We start from the raw sequence: 244 nt of genomic DNA on the forward strand, positions 1-244 counted from the left end.
TGCCGGCGGAGAGCGACAGGGTGTAGAACACGGTGATCGCCGAATCATAAAAAAAATAATCGTCGCACAGCGGACGCACGCCGGCGAAGCTGTGCAGGATGTCGGCGGCCGCGAGTTGCTGCTTGAAATGGGCGTTCACCACTTGCAGCAGGTAGGCGGTTTCCTCTTCGCTGATCGCCACCTTGGCCGGGTCGCCCTGGTACTCGCGATCGGTGGTGCCGATCATGGTGAAACGGTCCAGATA

At 59.8% G+C, this 244-nt stretch carries 1 protein-coding gene; it reads right to left on the bottom strand.

Going from position 1 to position 244, the window contains the following annotated elements; genetic code table 11:
- Positions 1-226 (bottom strand): FAD-dependent oxidoreductase (locus tag G5A07_RS21635; protein WP_343160922.1); only part of this gene is annotated, 226 nt, incomplete at its 3' end.
- Positions 227-244 lie beyond the last annotated feature (18 nt).

The organism is Stenotrophomonas sp. AS012628 (genome assembly GCF_010608305.1).
Taxonomy (GTDB): Bacteria; Pseudomonadota; Gammaproteobacteria; order Xanthomonadales; family Xanthomonadaceae; genus Stenotrophomonas; species Stenotrophomonas geniculata.